The 22,508-nt window shown below is 64.4% G+C and carries 16 protein-coding genes; 1 reads left to right on the plus strand and 15 read right to left on the minus strand.

Translation table 11 applies throughout. The features are described 5' to 3' along the window. Positions 1-26: 26 nt before the first annotated feature. From AC54AF_RS08425 to AC54AF_RS08495, 15 genes are all read right to left on the minus strand, one after another. Positions 27-1,499, minus strand: a complete 1,473-nt coding sequence (locus AC54AF_RS08425) for an MBOAT family O-acyltransferase (RefSeq protein ID WP_496636187.1) — start codon at positions 1,497-1,499, stop codon at positions 27-29. A gap of 241 nt (positions 1,500-1,740) precedes the next feature. Then, complete coding sequence (locus AC54AF_RS08430) at positions 1,741-2,484, minus strand: PEP_CTERM-anchored TLD domain-containing protein (RefSeq protein WP_496636188.1); 744 nt, start codon at positions 2,482-2,484, stop codon at positions 1,741-1,743. A gap of 122 nt (positions 2,485-2,606) precedes the next feature. Next, entirely contained in the window at positions 2,607-2,999 is a 393-nt protein-coding gene (locus AC54AF_RS08435) for a RidA family protein (protein ID WP_496636259.1), read from the minus strand. Positions 3,000-3,025: 26 nt separating this feature from the next. Beyond that, positions 3,026-4,177 (minus strand): acyl-CoA dehydrogenase family protein, encoded by a 1,152-nt coding sequence (locus tag AC54AF_RS08440; protein WP_496636189.1) that lies wholly within the window; start codon positions 4,175-4,177, stop codon positions 3,026-3,028. 1 nt (position 4,178) lies between these two features. Continuing rightward, positions 4,179-5,033: an enoyl-CoA hydratase family protein gene (locus tag AC54AF_RS08445; protein ID WP_496636190.1), complete on the minus strand. Its 855-nt coding sequence runs from the start codon at positions 5,031-5,033 to the stop codon at positions 4,179-4,181. A gap of 2 nt (positions 5,034-5,035) precedes the next feature. Then, the gene (locus AC54AF_RS08450) at positions 5,036-5,548 is read right to left on the minus strand and encodes a MarR family winged helix-turn-helix transcriptional regulator (RefSeq protein WP_496636191.1); all 513 of its coding nucleotides are present in this window, start codon (positions 5,546-5,548) and stop codon (positions 5,036-5,038) included. 13 nt (positions 5,549-5,561) lie between these two features. Next, positions 5,562-6,362, minus strand: a complete 801-nt coding sequence (locus tag AC54AF_RS08455) for an SDR family NAD(P)-dependent oxidoreductase (protein WP_496636192.1) — start codon at positions 6,360-6,362, stop codon at positions 5,562-5,564. 1 nt (position 6,363) lies between these two features. Continuing rightward, positions 6,364-8,757, minus strand: coding sequence for a bifunctional salicylyl-CoA 5-hydroxylase/oxidoreductase (locus tag AC54AF_RS08460; RefSeq protein WP_496636193.1), 2,394 nt, complete (start codon positions 8,755-8,757; stop codon positions 6,364-6,366). Beyond that, a complete protein-coding gene (locus AC54AF_RS08465) occupies positions 8,754-10,373 on the minus strand; it encodes an AMP-binding protein (RefSeq protein WP_496636194.1) in 1,620 nt (539 codons plus the stop codon). The genes AC54AF_RS08460 and AC54AF_RS08465 overlap by 4 nt, the downstream gene beginning before the upstream one ends. Before the next feature lie 93 nt (positions 10,374-10,466). Further along, positions 10,467-11,177, minus strand: coding sequence for a response regulator (locus AC54AF_RS08470; protein ID WP_496636195.1), 711 nt, complete (start codon positions 11,175-11,177; stop codon positions 10,467-10,469). Positions 11,178-11,263: 86 nt separating this feature from the next. Next, positions 11,264-15,493 (minus strand): hybrid sensor histidine kinase/response regulator, encoded by a 4,230-nt coding sequence (locus AC54AF_RS08475; protein ID WP_496636196.1) that lies wholly within the window; start codon positions 15,491-15,493, stop codon positions 11,264-11,266. A 54-nt stretch (positions 15,494-15,547) separates the two neighbouring features. Continuing rightward, complete coding sequence (locus AC54AF_RS08480; protein WP_496636197.1) at positions 15,548-16,717, minus strand: patatin-like phospholipase family protein; 1,170 nt, start codon at positions 16,715-16,717, stop codon at positions 15,548-15,550. Between the two features lie 206 nt (positions 16,718-16,923). Beyond that, entirely contained in the window at positions 16,924-18,699 is a 1,776-nt protein-coding gene (ggt, locus tag AC54AF_RS08485) for a gamma-glutamyltransferase (protein WP_496636198.1), read from the minus strand. Between the two features lie 84 nt (positions 18,700-18,783). Then, positions 18,784-19,542, minus strand: a complete 759-nt coding sequence (locus tag AC54AF_RS08490; RefSeq protein WP_496636199.1) for a 3-hydroxyacyl-CoA dehydrogenase — start codon at positions 19,540-19,542, stop codon at positions 18,784-18,786. A 161-nt stretch (positions 19,543-19,703) separates the two neighbouring features. Beyond that, positions 19,704-20,141 (minus strand): hypothetical protein, encoded by a 438-nt coding sequence (locus AC54AF_RS08495; protein ID WP_496636200.1) that lies wholly within the window; start codon positions 20,139-20,141, stop codon positions 19,704-19,706. Between the two features lie 245 nt (positions 20,142-20,386). Here AC54AF_RS08495 and AC54AF_RS08500 point away from each other — a divergent pair, with 245 nt between their 5' ends. Continuing rightward, on the plus strand, positions 20,387-22,462 hold the full coding sequence (locus tag AC54AF_RS08500) for a TonB-dependent receptor domain-containing protein (protein WP_496636201.1): 2,076 nt from the start codon (positions 20,387-20,389) through the stop codon (positions 22,460-22,462). Positions 22,463-22,508 lie beyond the last annotated feature (46 nt).

Below are 22,508 nucleotides of genomic sequence, written 5' to 3' on the forward strand. Positions count from 1 at the left end.
CACGAATAGGGAGCGCATAGGATTAGTTAGAAATTAAAGTACAAGAATTCGGATACACCACGCGTCTCGCTGATCGCCAAGAAGAATAAGCACAGCATCAACATGCCGCCAAGTAGGAGCTCGCCACGACCGCCGCTCAGCCACAACTCTTGTTCACGCCGCAAACCGCGTCCCAGTAACTGATAGGCATTCGGCGGGAAAAAGGCTATCGTCGCGCAGGCCACCAGCCACCACAGGCAGTTTCCCAGTTCCATGATCCGGTTCACTCCCAACGCTCCGTCACGCATCTGCGGCGTCAGCGTGCCGCCCAGCATGCCGTGCAACACGTCAACCGCCACAGTCACCGAACTGGCTCGGAAAAAGACCCAGGCAAGCACAACCGCACAGAAAGTGATGACAGTACCGGCAACACGAATCAACAGATTACTGCGCCCTGCCAGAATATGCCGTAGAGCATGGTTGATAATCAAGTAAAAACCATGCAGGGCACCCCACACCAGAAACGTCCAGTTGGCGCCATGCCACAGTCCGCCCAACAACATCGTCAACAACAGGTTGCGATAGCGGTGGAAAGCACCCAAACGGTTGCCACCCAAGGGAATATATAGATAATCGCGCAAAAAATTGGACAAGGTAATATGCCATCGACGCCAGAAATCGATGATGGAGGCAGCCTTATACGGTGAATTGAAGTTGATCGGCAAAATAATTCCAAACATATACGACAGACCGTATGCCATGTCGGAATAAGCTGAAAAATCAAAATACAACTGGAAGGTGTACGCTAACGCGCCAGCCCAGGCCTCCAACATGCTCAAATGTTCGTGGTGCAGATCAAACACGGGCCCCACATAGCGCGCCACGCCATCCGCAAGAATCACCTTCTTGAATAATCCTATTGTAAAAAATGACAATCCCACGACCAACCGCCCGCGGCTGAAAACATGCGATTCGGATGCCACGAATTGCGGCATCATTTCCTTGTGATGCAGGATGGGACCGGCAATCAGGTGCGGAAAATAAGTGACGAACAAGCCATAGCTTTCAGGCTGATAATCCTTTACCTTACCTGCGTGACAGTCAACCAGATAGGCAATTTGTGTAAAGGTAAAAAAAGATATTCCGATTGGTAAAGTAATGCCGATCGGCTCGATCTGTGCCCCCGTCAGCGCTGCAATATTGCCAAGTAAGAAATCAAAATACTTGAAGAAGATCAGCAAAGACAGATTGAAAACCAATCCGCCGACCAACCAAGCCTTGGCACTGCGCGCCCTACCTTGTTCCTGGCGCTGCGAAATACCCCGGCCAATCGAGAAGTTGCTACAGATAGACAATGCCAACAGGGGGAGGAATGAAATATCCCAGTAGCAATAGAATGCAATCGAGGCGAACAGCAGAAAGATGATGGATAGACGAAATGAGTATTTTGATAATAAAAAATACCCAAGCAATGCCAGGGGCAGAAAGATCAAAAAAAAAGGAAATGAGTTAAATAACACAACGCTATCCCAGAAAAGGAAGGTGACTCACGCAAGAATTTCTAAAGATGAAATTATAGCAATTTCATCATGCTGGTGGGATATAACCCATTGAGAATTAGCCAATGCATCAGCACCGTTTATTGAGCTCATAGCGCACACAACCGCTCTTCCCTGGACTGGGCAAGGCATGGCGACAGACACGCCGATGCCGCATCCGACTGTCCGCAAGAGCGCAACAACGGTGATGAGCAATACGGAATCAAGCCACGCCGCGGCGCCGATGGCGCTTGCGTACCTGCATACCACCGATCAGAGCAAGGCCTAGCAGCGTCATGGCATAGCTTGCCGGCTCAGGTACGGCACTGATGGAAAAGACCTGGATCGCGCCAAAGGTCACGTTCGGGTGCGTGGAATATGGTTTACCATCGAGCAGGCTGATGCCAAAAACGCCTGCATCCGGATCAAGGTATGAATACCGGTATGAAACGCCCCTCGTCGTCAAGTCCGCAGAAACCCCAAGATCGGCACCGATACCAAACGTGGGGCCGGCATTGATATCATTGAAAGTTTGGTAGGCGCCAATCGAATCGAGCGCATAGCCTTTCGGCGTCTGCACGTGGCGTTGCCCCGTGCTCAGGTTGAAGATAAACGCCGTGCGCTGGCTATCTTCCGGGGTCATGTTATAGGAGCCCGAAGAATTCCAGCTTTGAGGATTGTAACCACCAACCAGCCAAGTCTGCCCGGACTCATTACGTGCTTCCATAACGGAAAAAGTACGCCCCTTGCCGTCGGATGCCTTGTGAAAGTCCAGCGAGGTATCGCCCGCCGCCTTGGTATAAATATTCGTCAGCGCCAGGCGGCCTTCGCCGAGCCAGGTTTCCAGTTGCGTCTTGTAGCCGGGAGAGAGTAGCGAGGTACCGGAATCGGCCTGCGCACCCAGGCTAACAACCATGCCGGCCGCCGCCAGCGCCACGCTTCTTGCTGCTCTAAAATTGTTCTGCATCCTCTACCTCGACTGTCAGTATTTAAAACCGGTGTGTTTTCCGGTTGCCAAATATAACACGAGAGATAATGTTTTTATATTTATTATTTAGATGCTAATATACAATGTTTCATAGTAGAAATTCAGGCAGGCAGCACCGCCGTCACCTCGATCTCCACCCTCGCTCTGTCCTCGATCAGACCCGCCACCTGCACGGCCGTCATGGCAGGAAAATGCTTGCCAATAATTTCCCTGTAGGCAACGCCGATTTGTGGATATGCCGCCACATATTCCTTCTTGTCCAGCACATACCAGTTCATGCGCACGATGTGCTCGGGCAAGGCGCCCGCCTCGGCCAGCACGGCGACGATATTCCGCAAGGCCTGGCGCACCTGCCCCGCGAAGTCGTCCGTGTGAAACTGGCCCTGCGCATCCCAGCCTATCATGCCGCTGACGTACACCGTGCGTCCGCTGGCGGCCACGCCGTTCGCATAGCCGCGCGGCCTGGCCCATCCCGCTGGTTGCAGCACTTGCATCGTATTCTCCTCGTTGTTCATGCGGTTCATGCGTGTCCCGCCTCGCGCAGCAGTTCGCGCGCGATGATCAGCTGCTGTACTTCGCTGGCGCCCTCGTAGATGCGCAAGGCGCGAATTTCGCGGTACAGGCGCTCGACCGGATGGTCGCTCACCACGCCCATGCCGCCGAACAGTTGCACGGCCGCGTCGATCACCTGCTGCGCCGTTTCCGTGGCCGTCAGCTTGGCCATGGCCGCCGCTTTCGTCACCTTGCACCCCTGGTCGCGCTGCCAGGCGGCGCGGTAGGTGAGCAGCGCGGCCGCGTCGATGCCGGTGGCCATCTGTGCCAATTTCGCCTGCGTCAATTGAAAATCCGCCAGAGTCTGGCCGAACATCTGGCGCTTTGTCGCGTGGCGCAACGCTTCGTCGAAGGCGCGCCGCGCAAAGCCCAGCGCCGCGGCGGCGACCGAGGTGCGGAACACGTCGAGTGTCGCCATCGCCACCTTGAAGCCTTGCCCCGCCTCGCCCAGGCGCTGCGACGCGGGCACGCGGCACTGGCTGAAGCGCAGGCGCGCCAGCGGATGCGGCGCAATGACGGCGATGCGCTCGGCGATTTCCAGGCCAGGATTGTCGGCGTCGACGATGAAGGCGCTGATGCCGCGCGCGCCCGGCGCCTCGCCCGTACGGGCGAACACCACGTAGAAGTCGGCGATGCCGCCGTTCGAGATCCACGTCTTTTCGCCGTCGAGCACATACTCGTCGCCGTCACGGCGCGCCGCGCACGCCATGGCCGCCACGTCGGAGCCGGCCTGCGGCTCGGACAGGGCAAAGGCGGCGATGCGCTTGCCGCTGGCCACGTCGGGCAGATAGCGCGCCTTGTTCTCAACGCTGCCGAACAGGCCGATGGCGCCCGAACCGAGACCCTGCATGGCGAAGGCGAAATCGGCCAGGCCATCGTGACGGGCCAGGGTTTCGCGCATCAGGCAGATGGCGCGCGTGTCGATCCTGCCATCGGTGCCGGTGGCGTATGTCAGCCAGCCGCCCTGCCCCAGTTGCGCTACCAGCGCGCGGCAAGCCGCATCGACGTCGGCGCCATGCGCGCCGGCCAGGTGCAGGGTCGCCCAGGCATCGAGCTCAGACTCAAGCTCCGCATGGCGCGCTTCGAAAAACGGCCACTCCAGATAGCTGCGATCACGCATCTCAATCTCCTTCGAATTGTGGCGTCTGTTTCGCCACGAACGCGTGATACGCGCGGTGGAAGTCGTTGGTGGCCATGCAAATGGCCTGCGCCTGCGCCTCCGCCTCGATGGCTTCATCGACGCCCATGTTCCACTCCTGCTGCAGCATTTTTTTCGTCATGCCGTGCGCGAAGGTGGGGCCGCCGGCCAGGCCGGCGGCGAACAGCTGCGCCGCCTGCGCCAGTTCTTCCGGCTCGACCAGCCGGTTGAGCCAGCCCCAGCGCTCGGCCTCGGCGCCGGCCAGGGAGCGCCCCGTGTACAGCAGTTCGGCGGCGCGGCCCTGGCCGATCACGCGCGGCAGCAAGGCGCAGGCGCCCATGTCGCAGCCGGCCAGGCCCACGCGGGTAAACAAAAAGGCCGTCTTGCTGCGCGCCGTGCCGAGGCGGATGTCGGAAGCCAGCGCCAGCATGGCGCCGGCGCCCGCGCAAATGCCGTCGATGGCGGCGATGATGGGTTGCGGGCAGGCGCGCATGGCTTTCACCACGTCGCCCGTCATGCGGGTAAACGCCAGCAGGCCGGGCATGTCGAGCTGCGTCAGGGGGCCGATGATGTCGTGCACGTCGCCGCCCGAGCAGAAATTGCCGCCGCTGCCCGTGATCACCACGGCCTTGACGTCGTCCGCATGCGCCAGCGCGCGGAACAGCTCGCGCAATTCCGCATACGAATCAAAAGTGAGCGGGTTCTTGCGCTCGGGCCGGTGCAGGGTCAAGGTGGCGACGCCGCCTTCGACGGAAAACAGGAAATGCCGCGCAGCGTAATGGGCCAGGCTGGCGCGGTTGCCTGGCAGGTCTTGCGGCTGGCCGGGTAGATGGCGCATGCTCAGTCCTTTATTGAGGTGTCATTCAGCTGCTGCTTCATGTGCGACAGCAGGTCGATCAATTGCGTCTTGTCGTCCGGCGTCACGCCGTGCAGCAGTTCGGCGATCCAGCCTTCGTGCACGCGCGCCATCTCGTCGAAGGCGCGCCGGCCGGCCGGCGTCAGCTTGACGCTGTACGAGCGGCGGTCCTTCGGGTCGACCACGCGCGCCACCAGCTTTTCCTGTTCCAGCTGGTCGGTGATGCCCGTGATATTGCCGCCCGTGACCATCATGCGCTTGGACAGTTCACCCATGCGTAAACCGTCGGGAAAGCGTTCGAGCTGCGCCATCAAGTCGAAGCGGGGCAAGGTGATGCCGAAGCTGGCGCGCAAGCGCGTGCGCACCTCGTTTTCAATCTTGACCGTGCACGAGAGCATGCGCAGCCACAGCTTGAGCGACTGGTGATGGTCCTGCGTCAGGCGGCTGGCCAGGTCCAGCACGGGTTCGTCCAGCACATTATCGGGTTCTTTATCCATGGTCCTCATTCCGTTACATGACTTCACCGCCGGCGACGGCGATCGATTGTCCATTCATGGCGGCCGACGCTGGCAGGCAGAGCCAAGCCACCGCATCGGCCACTTCCCGGGGCTGCACCAGCCGCTGCTGCGGGTTGCTGGCCGCCAGTTCCGCGCGCGCCGCGTCTTCGCCGCGCCCCGTCTTGCGCACGATGTTCTGCACGGCCTGCGCCACCATCTCCGTTTCCGTGTAGCCGGGGCAGACGGCGTTGACGGTGACGCCGCGCGGCGCCACTTCCAGCGCCAGCGCGCGCGTCAGGCCGATCACGCCGTGCTTGGCGGCGACGTAGGCGCTGACGTAACGGTAGCCCTTCAGGCCCGCCGTCGATGCCACATTGACGATGCGCCCCCAGCCCGCTTCCAGCATGGCCGGCATGGCCGCCTGGCAGCAGTGGAACACGCCCGTCAGGTTCACGGCCAGCATCTGCTGCCAGATGGCGGCGTCCGTCTTGGCGAAAGGCGCCGCATGCGCCTGGCCCGCGTTATTGATCAATATGTCGATGCGGCCGAAATGCGCCCCCGCCTGCGCGAAGCCTGCCTGCACGGACGCTTCCACGGCCACGTCGAGCACGCAGACGGCCACCCTGCCCGCATGCCCCTCCTCTTCCAGCTGCATGCGCGCGCGCGCCAGCCGCGCGCCATCGCGCCCGGCCAGGGTGACCCTGGCACCCGCGTCCAGCAAGGCGCCAGCGCAAGCGAAGCCGATGCCGCTGCCGGCGCCCGTCACCAGCGCGTGTTTGTCGGCCAATGCGCCGTCCCGTCGTTCCTTGTTCATGTCATCCTTCCAGCAGCCGCGCGGCCACCTGTTGCGGGGTGAGACCCGTATTGGCGGCGGCCAGCTGGCGCTCGCGCTGCAGATTGCGTTCCAGCTGCTGCTGGCCCGGCCGGTACTGTTTCGGCCAGGTTGCGCCTGGCCCGGTGCCGCTGTAGCCGATGCGCGCCATTTCCGTCAGGGTCCAGGCCGGGTTGGCAAGGTGCGGCCGGCCCACGGCGCACAGGTCGGCGCGCCCGGCGGCGATGATGCTGTTGGCGTGGTCGGCCTCAAAAATCGAGCCGACGGCCATGCTGGCGATGCCCGCCTCGTTGCGCACGCGGTCGGCGAACGGCGCCTGGAACATGCGTCCATACACGGGCCGTTCCAGCTTGCTGACCTGGCCCGAGGAACAGTCGATCAGGTCCGCGCCCGCCTGCTTGAACAGGCGCGCGATGACGACCGCATCGTCGGGCGTGATGCCGCCTTCGACCCAGTCGTGGGCCGAGATGCGCACACTCATCGGTTTATCCTGCGGCCAGGCGGCGCGCATGGCGCGGAACACGCGCAGCGGATAGCGGCAGCGGTTTTCCAGGCTGCCGCCATATTCGTCCGTGCGCCGGTTGGTCAGCGGCGAGATAAAACTCGACAGCAAATAGCCATGCGCGCAATGCAGCTCCAGCCAGTCGAAACCGGCGACGGCGGCGGCCAGCGTGGCGCGCACGAAGTCCTGTTCGATGCGCGCCAGGTCGCTTTCCGTGGCCGCGCGCGCCACCTGCGACACGCCGGCCAGGTATTGTTGTTCCGAGGCCGAGATCAGCGGCCAGTTGCCTTCCCTGAGCGGCTGGTCGATGCCATCCCACATGGGCCGCGTCGAGCCTTTCGCCCCCGCGTGGCCCAGTTGCAGGGCGATCTTTGCATCGCTGTTCCCATGCACGCAATCGACGATGCGCCGCCAGGCCTGCGTGTGCGCTTCGCTGTACATGCCGGGGCAGGCGGGCGTGATGCGCGCATCGGCCGATACGCACGTCATCTCGGCAAACACGAGCCCCGCGCCGCCCATGGCGCGCGCGCCCAGGTGCATCAGGTGGTAGTCGCCGGCCACGCCATCGACGGCGCTGTACTGCGCCATCGGCGAGACGGCGATGCGGTTTTTCAGCAGCACGCCGCGCAGCCGGAAGGGCGTGAGCATGGGCGGCATGGCCTCGTCCCGCATCTCCACGCCGGCCTGCTCGCCCGCGCACCGCGCCAGCCACAGCTCATAGTCGGCCACGTAGGCGGGATCGCGCAGGCGCAGGTTTTCATGCGAAATGCGCTGGCTGCGCGTAAGCATGGAATAGGCGAACTGCGGCGCTTCCATGGCGCTGTAGCGCTCGACGTTTTCAAACCACTCCATGGAATTGCGCGCCGCGCTCTGGATTTTCAGCACCTCGATGGCGCGCAGCTGCTGGTAGGCGGCCAGCGCGGTATCAGTACCAGCAGCGCCATCCCCATGCTGGCCGAAGCAGCGCGCCAGCTCGATGGCGTCTTCCAGCGCCAGCTTGGTGCCCGAACCGATCGAGTAATGCGCCGTGTGGGCCGCGTCGCCCATCAGCACGACGGGTACGCCATCGTGCCGGTGCACCCATTGTCGGCAGACGATGCGCGGAAAAGTGATCCACTGCGCCGAGCCGCGCAAGTGCGGCGAATTGCTCAGCAACTCATGGCCATCGAGCTGCTCGGCGAACAGGGCGGCGCAAAAGGCGATGCCCTCTTCCTGGCTCATGGCGTCCAACCCTGCGGCGCGCCACACGTGTTCCGGCGTTTCGACGATGAAGGTCGAGGTATCGCCGTCATATTGATAGATATGCGCCTGGAACCAGCCGTGTGGCGTCTGGCGGAAGGCAAACGTGAACGCCTCGAATTTCTTGCGCGTGCCGAGCCAGACGAAGCGGCAATGGCGCTGCTCGATCTGGGGCTGGTAGCTGGCCGCATAGCGCGTGCGGATGCGGCTGTTCAAGCCGTCGCTGGCGATCACCAGCTCGGCGCCGTACTGGCGCGCGATGGCCTGGTCGTCCTGCACTTCCGTCTCGAATACCAGTCGCACGCCGAGTTCCTCGCAGCGCGCCTGCAGGATGTTGAGCAGGCGCTTGCGGCCGATGCCGCAAAAGCCGTGGCCACCCGAGCGCACGGTCTCGCCCTTGAAGTGGATCTCGATATCGTCCCAATGGTTGAACGCCTGCAGGATGGCGCGCGCCGTCGGCTCATCGGCATTGGCCAGGTTGCCCAGGGTCTGGTCGGAAAACACCACGCCCCAGCCAAACGTGTCGTACGGGCGGTTGCGCTCGATGACGGTAATCCGGTGCGCGGGGTTCTGCCTCTTCATGAGCAGGCTGAAATACAGGCCGGCGGGACCGCCGCCGATGCAGACAATATTCATGCGGTGTCCGTGCGAAGTTTGAAGCGCTGCAGCTTGCCCGTTTCCGTGCGCGGCAGGGAGGGCAGAAAACGGATGGCGCGCGGATATTTATACGGGGCGATCTGCTGGCGCACGAAGTCCTGCAGTTCGGCTGCCAGCAGGTCACTGGGCTGGAAACCGTCCTTCAGCACGATGTGCGCCTCGACGATCTGGCCACGCTCGGCATCGGTGCGCCCGACCACGCCGCATTCGGCCACGGCCGGGTGGCGCAGCAGCGCCTCTTCCACTTCCGGGCCGGCGATGTTGTAGCCTGCCGAGACGATCATGTCGTCGCTGCGCGAGCGGTAATAGAAATAGCCGTCGGCATCCATCTCGAAGGTGTCGCCCGTCAGGTTCCAGCCGTTCTGCACGTACTCGCGCTGGCGCGGGTCGGACAGGTAGCGGCAACCGGTGGGGCCTTTCACGGCCAGGCGGCCCGTCACGCCGGGTGGCTGCGGCACGCCGGCGTCGTCGACGATGCATGCCTGGTAGCCGGGGATGGCCTTGCCGATGGCGCCGCGGCGTATGCCCTCGCCCGTGGCGGAGATGAAGATATGCAGCATCTCGGTGGCGCCGATGCCGTCCGTCATGGCCAGTCCCGTCGCGGCCTGCCAGGCGTCGCGCGTGGCCAGCGGCAGCGCCTCTCCGGCCGAGACGGACAGGCGCAGGCTGCGCAGCTCGTGCTGCGCGGCCAGGGGCGCCATCTGGCGGTAAAAGGTGGGCGCCGTGAAGCAGATGGTGGCTTGATAGGCGCCGATGGCGCGCAGCAGGGTCTCGGGCGTGAGTTTTTCCAGCAGCACGGCGCAAGCGCCAAAGCGCAGGGGGAACAGCAGCAAGCCACCCAGGCCGAAGGTGAACGCCAGCGGCGGCGTGCCGATGAAGATATCGTCGGCGCGCGCCTGCAGCATGGAGCGGGGAAAGCAGTCGCAGATGGCCAGCAGGTCGCGGTGCATGTGCATGGTGCCTTTGGGGACGCCCGTCGTGCCCGAGGTAAAGCTGATCAGGCAGACGTCGTCGGCCGCCGTGTCGCATGCGGCAAAGGGTGCATCGTGGGCGGCCATGCGCCGCTCCAGTTCCGCACCGTCGGCGCCAAAGCACAGCATGGCCGGCAAGCCTGGCAAGCCATCGAGTTCCCCGCGCAAGCCCTGCGCGCACAGCACGGCGTTCACTTGCGCCTTGGCCAGGATGGTGGACAGTTCGCGCGCGCGCAGCAGCGGCATGGTGGGCACGGCGATGCAGCCCGCTTTCAGCACGGCCAGCAGGCAGGCGGCCATCATGGGGGTATTCGCGCCGCGCAGCAGCACGCGGTTGCCGGGAATCAGGCCCAGGTCGGCGCGCAGCACGTGGGCGATGCGGTCGACCCGCTGCGCCAGCTGTGCATAAGTCCAGCGCTGGCCGTCGGCAAGGACGGCGGTGCGTTCGCCGCCACCGCTGGCGACGGCCGCATCGAGCAGCGCAGCGACGCAATTGAGACGGGGCGGATATTGCAACTCGGGCAAGTCCAGGCACAGCTGCGGCCAGAGTGCGCGCGGCGGCAAATGCGCGCGCGCAAAGTCGTCCTGGGGAGATGCGGTGCTAGGCGAAGGGTCGCTGATCATGCTCATCCTGGCTGGTAGCGGGCGCGTGCACAAGGCCCGGAAGCAGATACTTTAAACCTAAAGTATTTTCCCGGCAAGCGAAAATCAGCAGATTCAGTCGGCGCCGTCGTGCTGGCGCAGCAAACGCGCCTGCTGCGCCACGCTGCGCGCCAGCGCGGCCAGGGCCGTTTGCATCTGGTCGCCATCGAGCACCGAGGCCTGCAGCAGGGCCATCATTCCCGCCTCCGCGCCATGCAAGCCGAGGGTACGGCAACCGAGGTGCAGCCGTTCGAGCTGCTGGCGCGCCTGGGCCGGTTCACCGCGCGCCAGCAAGGCGTCGACCTGTTCGCTGGCCGCGCCGACCTGTCCCTGGAAGCCTGTCAGGTAGGCCAGCAGGCGTTCGCTGTCGATGCCCAGCCGCTGCAAGGTGTCGCGCGGCGCCTCGGCCGGCAAAGCCGAGACGTCGAAGCAGGCGTCGATATGCTGGCGCACCTGCTCCGGCTGGAAGGGCTTGACGATGTAGCCGGCAGCACCGGCCTGCACGGCGTCGCGCACCGTGTCCTGGTCATTGGCCGACGACACCAGCACCAGCGGCATGGCATCGAGCGCGCTGTCGGAGCGGATTTTCTGCAGCAGTTCCATGCCGGACAGGCGCGGCATGCGCAAATCGCAAAAGCACAGCGAGGGGCGCAAGCCGCCTTCGAGCTGCTCCCACGCGGCCTCGCCATCTTCGGCTTCCACGATATCGTGCACGCCGCAGCTGTCGATCAAATGCATCAATACCATGCGCGACACGACATCATCGTCAACCACCAGTACTTTCATTGCGTTCTCCATTGGCGGCAGCATCATGGTGCCTGGCCGTATTCTACCCAGTTTCGCCGCGCGCTCGATGGCCGGCATTGCCTATTTTACATTTCTTTGCCCGAGACGGCTATTTGCGCCAACAGTGCGCGCAATTGCGGCAAATGCAAGGCCACCTGCGTCCAGCGTCCGCCGTCCGCCGCCTCTTCCATTTCCGTGCACAGCATGTGCAGCTGCGTTTCATCGAGATAGGCGGCGCTGCCCTTCAAACCGTGCAGCAGGCGCCCGGCGTTGTCCTTGTCCTGCGCCGCCAGGGCGGCGTCGAGTTCACGCAGGCGTCCCTCCAGGTCGGCGACGAAGGCGACGCGGATGCGCCGCTGCAGTTCGCCGCTGCGGATGGACTGGGAAGGCGCCGGGACGGGAACGGCCGGCGCGATGCCGAACAGGGCATCGAGTTCGGCCTGCCCCCGCGCGGCGCCGCGCAGCGCGCTCGACGGCATGCGCGGCAACATGAAGCCGCGCTGCAGCTGGCGTTCGATGGCGCGCGCCAGCAAGCCATGCAGCGCCGCCTCGTCCACCGGCTTGCTGAGGAAATCATCCATGCCGACGCCCAGGTAGCGGTTGCGGTCTTCTTCGCTGGCATTCGCCGTCAGGGCCACGATCATCAGTTCCTGGTCGCGCACGGGCTGGTCCGGCCAGCCGCCCACGCGGATCAGACGCGTCGCCGTGGCGCCATCCATCTCCGGCATGCGCCCGTCCATCAGGATCAGGTCATAGCGCGTATGCACGCAGGCCGCCACGGCCAGCACGCCGTTGGCGACCACGTCGACACGGTGCCCCAGTTCTTCGAGCATGACGCGGATGATGATCTGGTTGGTGGGGAAGTCTTCCGCGCACAGCACGCGCAACTGGTGGCTGTGCGGCGCCAGCGCCACCTGCGGCACCAGCGGCGGCGCCACGCCATCGGCCAGCGGCAAGGTGAAGGCAAACGTACTGCCCTGCCCCGGCGTGCTGGCCACCTCGATCTCGCCATCCATCAGTTCGACCAGCTGGCGGCAGATCGCCAGGCCCAGTCCCGTGCCGCCGTAGCGCCGCGTGGTGCTGGCGTCGGCCTGCTCGAACTTCTGGAACAGGCGCGCCATGGCTTCCGCATCGATGCCGATGCCGCTGTCGCTGACGGTAAAGCGAATCAGGTTGACCTTGCGTCCACCGCTGCCGCTGGCCACGCCGGCGCGCTCGACACATACGCTGACGCCGCCGCGCTGGGTGAACTTGAAGGCGTTGCCCACCAGGTTGACCAGCACCTGGCGCAGACGGGTCGGGTCGCCCACCACGAAGGGCGGCAGGTCGGGCGCGAAATCGATGGAGAAACCGATGCTGCGCGCGGCCGCCTGCTCCTCGAACAGGCTGACGACCGTCTCGATCGCCGCGCCGAGCGCGAAGTCGATGTTTTCGATGCTCAGCTTGCCCGCCTCGATCTTGGAAAAGTCGAGCAAGTCATTGATGATCACCAGCAGCGACTGGGCATTGGCCTGGCCGCGCAGGATCTGCTCGCGCGTGGCGTCGTGCAGCTGCTCGTCGCGCAGGGCAAAGCCCAGCATGCCGATCACGCCGGCCAGCGGCGTGCGCATCTCGTGGCTCATGTTGGCCAAAAATTCCGACTTCTGGCGCGTCGCATCCTCGGCCTTGCGCTTGGCCTGGCGCAGGCTTTCCTCGTTTTTCGTCAGGCTGCTGTTCACTTGCGCCAGCTTTTCCGACTGGGCCAGCACTTCGATTTCCTTGCTCTGCAACTCGGCCGTGCGTTCGCCGACCAGTTTCTCCAGCTCGTTCTGCTGGCGCCGCAGCGCGCGCACGCGCTGGCGGTAAGCGCCATATACGGCGCCCAGCAGCAGCGCCGCCATCAGGGTGCGGAACCACCAGGTTTTCCAGAACGGCGGCAGGATCGTGATGGCCACGGTGGCGCCGCTCTCGTTCCACACGCCGTCCTTGTTGGCCGCCTTGACGCGAAAAACGTAGTGGCCGGCATCGAGGTTGGTGTAGGTGGCAAAGCGCCGGCCCGCATCCGTCATGACCCAGTCCTGGTCGAAGCCTTCAAGCCGGTAGGCGAACATATTGCGTTGGGGCGCGGCGAAATGCAGGGCCGCGAATTCCAGCGAAAAGACGCTTTCGCGGCTGGTCAGCACCAGCTTGCGCGTATGGTCGATGGCCGTCCTGAGCACGTGCGCGAACTCGCCGCGGCCGATGGCCACCGGCTTGTTGAATATCTGCAGCCCCGTGATGGCCACCAGCGGCGGCACGCGGTTGTCGTGGATATCCTGCGGCACGAACGCCGTCATGCCGTTGAAGCCGCCGAAATACATGGTGCCATCGGATGCGCGCAGGGCCGCGCCATCGAAGTACGAGCCTTCCACCGTGCCATCGGCGCTGTCGTAGTTGCGAAACAGGCCGCTGCGCATATCGAGCCGCGTGATGCCGCTGTTGGTGCTCAGCCACAGCTGCTCGTTGTCGTCGCCCAGGATACTGGCGACGGCATCGTCGGCCATGCCATCCTTGCGCAGGAAGCGCCGGAAGCGGATCTCGCCCTTGGCGTCGACGTCCATGCGGTTCAAGCCATTGGCCGTGCCCACCCACAGCACGCCGCGCTTGTCCTCGTGCAGGAAATGCACCTCGTCGTGGCTCAGGCTATGCGGGTTTTGCGGATCGTGGCGGAAATGCCGGAAGTGGCCGCTGGCGCGGTCCAGCAAGTCCAGGCCATGGAAGGAGCCTATCCACAACCGCCCCTTGCCGTCCTCCAGCACGGGCCGCACCATGTTGTCGGACAGGCTGTTCGGGTTGGCCGGGTCGTGCCGGTAGGTGGTAAAGCGGCGGCTGACGGGGTCGAAGCGGTGCACGCCGCCCCGCGTCGAGACCCACAGCATGCCGCTGCGGTCGCTCACGATATTGCGGATGGTGTCGCTGTTCGGGTCGCCGGCGGCAAAGCGCATGGTGAAGAAGCGTTCGAGTGCCGGATCGAAGCGGTGCAAGCCCGTCGAGCCGCCCACCCACAGGGTGCCGTCCGGCGCCTTGTACAGGGTGGTGACCTGCTCGTCGCGCGACATGCCGGGCGCGCTGCGCGGGTCGAACAGGCGCGAACTGCCGTCGCGCGTGTCATACAGTTTCAGGCCGCCCTTGGTGGCCAGCCACAGTTTGCCATTGCCCGCGTCGGCCACGGCGCGCACTTTCTTGTCCGCCAGCGCGCCCACGTCGCCGGGCGCGCGCGCCATGCGCGAAAAGCCGCCGCTGCCCAGGTCGACCCGGCTCACGCCGTTGTACCAGGAGCCGACCCAGAAGGTGCCGGCGCGGTCGCGGTACAGCGACGACAGCTGGTTGTCGGCGACGCTGAATTTGTCGCCAGTCTGGTGCCGGTACTGCAGGAAGGTGTCGCTCTCGGGGCGCCAGCGGAACAGGCCATCGGCATTGCTGCCCAGCCAGACGGTGGCGTCGACATCCTGGTACAGGCTGGCGACGCGGATGGCGGAAAAGCCATGCTTCTCGCCGAAGCGCACGCGCGCCTGCGGCGGCTGGCCGGCGCCACCCAGGCGCCAGCGCTCGGCGCCGGCCATGGTGCCGATCCACAGGTTCTGCTGGCGGTCGATCAGCAGCGACTGGATCACGTTGTACTTCGAGCCGGCCTCCGTGTCGACGGCGAAATGCTCGAAGCGGTTGCTGCCTGGCGCCAGCATGTCCAGCCCCGTGACCGTGCCGATCCACAGCCGATTTTGCGCGTCCAGCGCCAGCGCCTTGATTTCATTGTCGCCCAGGCTGTGCGGGTTGCCTTCTTCATGGTGCCAGGTACGGAAGTGGCCCGTGGCGGGGTCGAAATGCTGCAAGCCGTCCGAGGTGGCGATCCAGAAGCCGCGCGCGCCATCTTCGAGAATGGCGTGGATATGCCGGTTGCCATTACCACGCTTGCTCTTTTCGGCCGGGACGTAATGGATGAAGGTCTGGCTGGCGGCATCGAAGCGGTCCAGGCCATTGTCGGTACCGACCCACAACTGGCCCTGGCTATCGACATGCAGCTCGCCGACCCAGTTGTCGGCCAGGCTGGTCTTGTCGCCCTCGATATTCTTGTAGACCACCATGCGGTAGCCATCGTAGCGGCTCAGGCCAGACTGGCTGCCGAACCACATATAGCCCTGCCGGTCCTGGGCGATGGCCAGCACCGATTCCTGCGCCAGGCCCTGGTCAACGCTGAGCTGGTCGAAACGCAGAGTGGGCGCAGGCGCCGCTACGGCCGGGCCACCCAGCAGCAGAATTAACAGTAAGGCAACATCGCAAACACGTCGAAATACCAGCACAATCGTCCTGTCAAAAAAAACGCGAAAAACCCGCACACCGCTCCAGGGGCCGTCTCAGGAACCAAAGAACGCCAGGACATCATCCTTGCGGGCTTGCGTATCGCGCTGTCCAAGACGGATCAACTCGTTAGTATACGTCGATTCGAACAATAAATACGATGCCAGCGCCGCGCCGCGCGCTTCGGCCGCGCCGATGCCCGACAACATGGTGCGGATGGGACGCGGCAAACTGCCGATATGCCGGCTGGCGATGGCGTCGAGGCGCTCGGACGGCGCGATGACCAGCAATTCCACAGGCCGCAAGGCCGTCTTGCCCAGCAACTCGGGCGGCAGCATCGACAGGGTCAGGTTGATGCGGTTCAGGCGCTCGATGTCGACGGCCAGGCCATCGAGGAAGATCGACGACAGCGCATGGCCGGCGATCTGCGCCAGGCTCGGGTAGCGCGCCGCTTCGGACGCGGCGGGCGCCGGTTCCGTCATGCGTCCCGCCCCCACCACCAGCACCTTGTTCGCGCCCAGGTGAATGGCCGGCGAGATCGGCGCCAGCTGGCGCATGGAACCATCGCCGCAGTATTCGCGCTGGCCGCCCACATACAGGGGCACGGCGGGAAAGATAAAAGGGATGGCGGCCGAGGCGAGCAAGTGCTCCACGCCGATCTGGTCTTGCAAGGCCAGGCGCTGCGTGCGCACCCAGGGCGCGATCTCGGCCCCCGTCTGGTAAAACGTCATGTGGCGGCTGCCCGAATACGACGACGCCGTGACGGCCAGCGCATGCAGCAGACCGTCGGCCAGGGCCGCGTCCAGGCGCGGCAGGTCGAGCATGCGGTGCAGCAGGCTGACCAGCGGCGTATTGTCGAGCAGGGAATTGGGCGGCGACGCATGCCACTGGCGCAGCAGCCAGCCGAACGACAGCAGCGACAGCCAGCGCGCGCCCGAGCGGATCACGCCCAGCGAATCGGCGCGATACACTTGCTCGACTTCGATGTGCTGCCACACGTCGAGCAGCTTTTGCACGCCTTCGCCAAAATTGTCGGCGCGGCAGGCCAGCGCCGTGGCGTTGATGGCGCCGGCCGAAGTACCGCAGATGATGTCGAACGGGTTGCGCGCCGGCGCCCAGCCCGCTTCCCACAGAATCGCTGAAATCGCCTGCAGCACGCCCACCTGGTAGGCGGCACGGGCGCCTCCTCCCGTGAGTATCAAGCCTGTTTTATTTTGCATTCCCATGCCGGCAGATTAGCAGGGTCTGGATGCTTTGTGGAAAAGTTTGGAAGGCAGACGCCAGTTCCTGCAGGTATATTGTTTGCATCACGGCGCCGGACAAAACCGTAGCGAGCGGAAGGGAGAGGCGGCTAAGAAGCGCAACCGTACTCTAGTACGGTGAGCATCGCAGGCCGCCTATACCGACGCGCAGTAGGTTTGGTCCGGTGCCCCTAATCCCCTCTGACCATGCCTTCCCGCCGCGGGTCCGCGCCGCCAAACCAGAAATCCTTGCCATGCGCGTTCAGGCGCATGATGCCCTGCAAGCCGGAATTCTGTTCGATGACGCGCACCTCGTGGCCCATGGCTTGCAGCGCCTCGATCTGCGCGGCCGGCGCGCGGCCCTTTTCCAGCTCCGTGGGGCCGTTGCGGCTGCCGAAGTTCGGCAGATTGATCGCCTGCTGCACATTCAAGCCCCAGTCCATGGTGCCGACCAGCACCTTGGCGACATAATTGATGATGGCCGAGCCGCCCGGGGACCCCGTCGCCAGCACCAGCTTGTGCGTGCCCTTCTCGAACACGAGCGTGGGCGACATGGCGCTGCGCGGACGCTTGCCCGCTTCGACCCGGTTGGCGATGGGGCCATCCGCATCGCGCGAATCGAACGAGAAATCCGTCAGCTGGTTATTCAGCAGGAAGCCGTCGACCATCTGGCGCGAACCGAACGCGTCTTCCACGCTGGTGGTCATCGACAGGCCGCCGCCAAAAGCATCCACGGCCACCAGGTGCGAGGTCGACGGACGCTGCAAGGCGTTGTCCATGCCCCACGCCACCTGCATGCCGGGCGGCGTGCCGGGCAAGGCGCGGCCCATGGATTTCTCGCCGATCAGGGAGGCGCGCTGCGCCAGGTAGGTTTTATCGAGCATCGAGGCGACGCCGTTGCCCGGCAGCGGCACGAAGTCCGTGTCGGCCACGTAGCGGTTGCGGTCCGCGTAAGCCAGCCGCCCCGCTTCCGAGAACAGGTGGATGGCTTGCGCATCGAGCACGCCGTCGGCCGGTGCATAGGGACGGATATCCTTCACTTCCAGCATGCCCAGCATCTGCGCGATGGCGATGCCGCCCGACGATGGCGGCGGCATGCCGCACACGGTCCAGGCCTTGTAGTCGCTGCAGACGGGTTCACGCACCTTGGCCCGGTAGCCGGCGATGTCAAGCGCCGTCAGCTTGCCCGGATTGGTCGGATGCGCCGCCACCTTGGCGGCGATGTCGCGCGCGATGCGGCCCTGGTAAAACGCGTCGGCGCCGCCGCGCGCGATCTCGCGCAGGGTGCGCGCCAGCTGCGGGTTTTTCAGCACGTGCCCGACGGGCCAGGGCTTGCCGTCCCGGTCATAGAAGTACGCGGCGGCGACAGGGTCGCGCTTCAATGCCTGGTCCCAGCTCAATAGGCCGTTGAGGCGCTGGCTGACGGGAAAGCCGCCGTGCGCAAGGCGGATGGCGGGGCCGAACAGGGTCGCCCACGGCAGCTTGCCGTGTTCCCTGTGCGCCAGTTCCAGCATGCGCAGCACGCCCGGCACCCCGACGGAACGCCCGCCTACCACGCCCGTGGCGCGCGAGACGGGACTGCCGTCCGCATTCTGGAACAGGTGTTCATCGGCGCTGGCAGGCGCCGTTTCGCGTCCGTCGAACGCCTGCACGCCCTTGGCCGTGGAATACAGCAGGAAGGCGCCGCCACCGATGCCCGACGACTGCGGTTCGACCAGGGTCAGCACCAGCTGCGTGGCGATGGCCGCGTCGATGGCGCTGCCGCCCTTTTTCAGCATCTGGTAGCCGGCATCGGCGGCCAGCGGATTGGCGGCGGCGACCATGAATTTCTGCGCCGCCCAGCCACCTTTTTCCGCATACGCGGTGGCGATTTCCGGCGCCTTTTGCGGCACTTCGGCAAATACGGGACTGGCGGCCAGGGCTCCCAGCAAGGTCAGGCTCAGCGCCAGCGGCTTCAATGTGATCATGGATTCTCCGATAAAAAAAGGGCGCACAGCCAAGCAAGGCTGTACGCCCCATACGGGGGTATCCTACATCAAATCACGCCGGGCTTATTTCGGTTGCATGCGGATGGCGCCGTCCAGGCGGATAGTCTCGCCATTGAGCATGACGTTTTCCACGATGGCTTTCACCAGTTGCGCGTATTCGCCGGGCTTGCCCAGGCGCGATGGGAACGGCACCATCTTGCCCAGCGCATCCTGTACTTCGGCGGGCATGCCGAGCAGCATGGGCGTTTCGAAAATGCCGGGCGCCACCGTCATCACGCGGATGCCGTTGCGCGACAGGTCGCGCGCCATCGGCAGGGTCAGTCCCACCACGGCCGCCTTCGACGACGCATACGCGGCCTGGCCGATCTGGCCATCGTAGGCCGCCACGGAGGCCGTGTTGATGATGACGCCGCGCTCGCCTTCGGCCGTCGCATCCTGTTTCGCCATGGCGTCGGCCGCCAGGCGGCACATATTGAAGGTGCCCACCAGGTTGATGTTGACGACCTTCTGGAACAGGGCCAGCGGATGCGGGCCATCCTTGCCCACGGTTTTCACGGCCGGCGCCACGCCGGCGCAGTTGACCAGGCCGCGCAAGGTACCCAGCCTGCCTGCCGCTGCCACCACGGCCATGCCGTCTTCTTCCGACGTCACGTCGCACTGCACGAACGCGCCACCGAGTTCAGCGGCCAGCGCCTGGCCCGCCTCCGTCTGCACGTCAGCCAGCACGACCTTGCCGCCCGCCGCCGTCAGCATGCGCGCCGTGGCCGCGCCCAGGCCCGATGCGCCGCCCGTGATGATGAATACATTGTCCTGAATCTGCATGAAATCTCCTGAGTATCCTGAGTAATAGGGGCCGTGTTCCCGGCGCCTGATGGTGGAAGCATGATGCCATGATTACGTTTACGTAAACGTAATGTCGGCGACAATTGTAGCCATTTTTGCGCTCACCGAGCGAAAACTTGCAGCGCTGGCGTACGGCGGGGTTAAAAACACTGGATAAAGGCGCCGTTGCGGTGGCAGATGCGTCCATTGGCATCGAGCGTGGCGTTGCCCGGGCCGTTGTAGCGCGCGCCGGCAGCGTCGCGGCAACCGCCCGTGTCGCATGAACCGATGGGCTGCGGCGCGCGCGGCATCGGTACGGCCGGGCTGGGCGGCAGGGGCGCCATGGGCACGAAGGGTGGCGCAGGCTGCGCCGGCATGCGGCCGATCACCTGCGCCACGGAACGGCGCGGCTGCGCGGGCGGCGCCGGGCGGCATGGCTCCACGGCCAGCTTGCCGCTGTCGCGCGGGTCGAGCTGGCACACGGGCAAAGGGGCAATCAAGGACTCGGCGGGCGCCGCCTGCTCCTGCGCCCAGGCATGGCCGCCAGCGAGCAGCATGGCACAGGCCAGCGCCGGTATGGTTTTTATCGTCGTCTGCATGCCACCTCCCCAAGCGTCGATCATACCGCTTTCATTATTGGCACACGCGGCGCCAGATGCCAACGCACCTTGCAGCGGTGTTTTATTTCCTCTCGGCACTTTCCTTCTTGCCAGCATGGCATTACAATAAGAACGATTCCCATTCTCATTCACAAAATGGGAGAGCAGTTTATTCTCTTTTCATTCATTCATACCCAAGCCACCCGGAAGGCAGCCAGGAAATAACAACATCCGGAAAGTTCACCATGACCCAGCGTAGCACCGCCTTCGTAGCCCCCGTCGCCACTCCCGCCCGCGCCATCCATTCCACCGCCATGCTCCTGCCCTGCCTGCTGTCGCTGGCCGTCAGCAGCGCCTGGGCCGAAGGCAATGTGGCCGCCGATCCCACCATGAATACGGTGGTCGTCACCGCGTCGGGCACGGCCATCGACATCAAGGATGCGCCGGCCAGCATCAGCGTCATCACGCGCGAGGAAATCGAGCGCCAGCCCGTGTATGACTTGAATACCCTGCTGCGCCGCATCCCCGGCGTGACGGGCGGCATCAGCCCCGTGGGCGAGGAATCGAAGATCAAGCTGCGCGGCTTGCCCGACAAATACACCTTGATCCTCGTCGATGGCAAGCGCATGGGCAGTTCGGCCGACACGGCTTACCGTCCCGACCTGGGCCGCCAGGACTTGAACTGGATCTCGCCCGAGATGATCGAGCGCATCGAAGTGGTGCGGGGACCCATGTCCTCGCTGTACGGTTCGGACGCCATGGGCGGCGTGATCAATATCATCACGCGCAAGGTGCCGGGCAAGTGGAACGGCTCGGCCACGGCCAACTACACGCAGCCGCAGGACAGCGGCCGCGGCACGGCGCACCAGCTGGGCGTGAACCTGGCCGGCCCCCTGTCGGAGTCGGTGGGCATGCGCCTCGGCGTGGCGCAATCGAAGCAAAATCCCGATGAGCGCAGCAGCGGCAAGGCGGGCGGCATTGGCGGCGAGCGCAACCAGACCGTTACCGGTCAGTTGAACTGGGCACTGAATAACAGGCACAGCCTGTCGCTGGACGCCAGCTATGGCCGCCAGGAAGCGAGCGATTCGCCCACGGTCGACGCCAAAGGCAGGCCGCTGTTCAGTGCCTGGGGCGCCAGCAAGCTGATACGCAAGAGCGCCAGCCTCGGCTATGAAGGCCGCTATGACTTCGGCAAGGCCAAGGTCAACCTGTACCACAACGATTATGACAACCAGTTCATCGGCACGGTGGCCAAGTCCAAGGACAGTACGCTGGACGCGACCCTGGAAAAACGCCTGGGCTGGGGCATCGAGCAATTATTGGTGATGGGCGGCCAATGGAAACACCAGGAGTTGACGAACACGGACACCATCGGCACCGTGCCCACCGATTACCTGGGCAATCCGGTGAGCGGCGCCACCCTGTCCGGCACCACCTCGGCCCTGTTTGCGGAAGATCAGCTGTTCCTGCGCGAGGACTTGACGGCCACGGCCGGCCTGCGCCTCGATCACCATAGCAAATTCGGCAACCACTACAGCCCGCGCCTGTACCTGGTGTACCACCCGCTACCTGCCTGGACCGTCAAGGGCGGCGTGTCGCAAGGCTTCCGCGCCCCCAGCCTGAAGGAAAATGCACCGGGCGCCGCCACCCAGTCGGGCGGCAACGGCTGCAACGGCTTGCGCCCGATGGGCTACATCACGGGCGGCTGCTACATGGCCGGCAATGCGGACTTGAAGCCGGAAACGAGCACGGCGGCCGAATTCGGCGTGGCGTACGAACACAACGGCTGGGATGCAGGGCTGACGTACTTCCACACGGATTTCAAGAACAAGATCGACTATACGCCGCTGGGCTTCTTCCAGGGACAATGGTGGACCAAGATGACGAATATCCAGAAGGCGCGCACCAGCGGGCTGGAAGGCACCCTGACCATCCCGCTGACGAAAAATGTAAGCTGGCGCAACAACCTGACCTATATGGCGGAAGCGAAAAACCTGACGACAGGCGTCAACCTGCTGTCGACGCCGAAAGTGTCGCTGTATTCGGCGCTGGGCTGGCAAGTGAACGACCAGCTGTTCGGCGAAGTGTCGGCCCAGTACACGGGCAAGGAACTGGACGCCGAAGCGCGCTCCTCGACGCGCCGCAAGCCCAACAAGGCCTACACCATCGTCGATGCCATCGTATCTTACAAGATCACGCCAAACTGGACCGTGCGTGGCGGCGTGGAAAACCTGTTCAAGAAGGGACCGGCCAACGACGGTCTGGTCACCTATTACGTGCCGGGACGCCGCATGTTTGCAGGCCTGACGTCGCGCTTCTGACGCGGCGCAGCCCTGCGGCATGTGCCGCGGGGCTACAGGGAATGCC

It is taken from the genome of Janthinobacterium sp. JF4, assembly GCF_059617925.1.